General features: G+C 53.7%; 1 protein-coding gene. It reads left to right on the top strand.

Features of this window, described 5'->3' with window-relative positions:
- Positions 1-101: 101 nt before the first annotated feature.
- Positions 102-1,370 carry an IS4-like element ISAeme4 family transposase gene (locus tag PG896_RS20935; RefSeq protein ID WP_041206016.1) on the top strand — a complete coding sequence of 423 codons (1,269 nt, stop codon included), beginning with the start codon at positions 102-104 and terminating at the stop codon, positions 1,368-1,370.
- Positions 1,371-1,383: the final 13 nt, after the last annotated feature.

Raw genomic sequence — 1,383 nt, 5'->3', positions numbered from 1 at the left:
CATGTACAGGATCTTTAGCAGCAACCAATTGAAATAGATATAAAAATGGCTTCGATTGTGATCTGATTTTATCGCCAAACAAAACCGCCACGCACGAAGCCATGACCATTATCGATGCCAACCACTATCTTGAGCAACTTCTCTCTCCTGCCGAACTCGACCGCATTGCCCGTGACTGCCAATTTTGCTTGCGCAAACGAGCCATTACGCCTGCCATGCTGGTGACTGCACTCTTGCGGGCACTTGGCTGCGACCAGGTCGATGGTATCGCTGGATTGCACCATCATTTCAATGCCTTGCAACTGGTTGATGCCCATCAGGTTTCCTACAAGCCCTTTCACAACCAGTTGCGCAAAGCGTCGTTCGCCCTGTTCATGAAGGCGCTGGTTGAACGGGCTATCGCCTTGCGTATCGGCCAACAGATGAAGACTGCATCCCTTGGCGCATTCAAACAGGTGTTGTTGCAGGATGGTACTTCCTTTGCCGTCCACAAAAGCCTGGCCGAAGTGTTTCCGGGAAGGTTCAAGACCATTAGCCCGGCGGCAATCGAGTGTCATATGCTCATGTCTCTATTGGAGCAAAGTCCAGTTTGCATGCAGGTCTCTGCCGATACGGCGTCAGAGCGCCAGTTCCTGCCTGAGCCCGAGCGGCTCAATAACAGCCTGCTGTTGGCGGACGCGGGTTACATCGATATGGCCTACTTTGCGAAACTAAACGAGGCGGGCGGTTTCTATCTGGTCAGGGGTAGTAAGAGCCTGAACCCGAAGATTATCCGGGCATGGCGCGGTGACGAACGGGAAGTGCCGAAGCTGGCGGGCCTGTCACTCAAGGATGCTGGACGGCGGCACTGTCGGGCAGAGGTACTGGATATGGTGGTGAAATCGGGCAAGTTCGAGTATCGGCTGATCCGACGCTGGTTTGCCGAGGAGAAACGGTTCTGTATCTGGATGACCAATCTGCCACGAGAGGCATGGCCAGCAGAGCGGGTGATGAGCCTGTACCGCTGTCGTTGGCAGGTGGAGCTGCTGTTTAAGGAGTGGAAGTCGCACAACCGGCTCAAGGGCTTTGTGACAGGTCAGAAAGCCATTGCCGAGGGGCTGGTGTGGGCCAGCCTGTTGTCGCTGGTGATGAAAAGACGGGTAGCTCAGACGCTGATGGGGGACGGTTTATCCACACTGAAAGCGGCGAAAAATAGCGGAACCTGGTGGTTCCCGTTATTGGAAGCGGTGGCTCATCGGGTGTTGGTGGAAATAAGAGAGCGTCTGGAATGGGCTGCCGTTTACTTGGCGAAAAATGCCCGTCGAACCAAGCAGCGAAAATCGATACAGAACAGGACCTTAGAAGGAATTTCAAATGAAGTGTTTTCTTAAGGTCCTGTATATG

It is taken from the genome of Aeromonas sp. QDB30 (assembly GCF_027707645.1).
In the GTDB taxonomy this organism is placed as follows: Bacteria; Pseudomonadota; Gammaproteobacteria; order Enterobacterales; family Aeromonadaceae; genus Aeromonas; species Aeromonas caviae.
The sequence above is the reverse complement of the archived record's forward strand: the minus strand, read 5'-3'. Positions and strand labels throughout refer to the sequence as shown.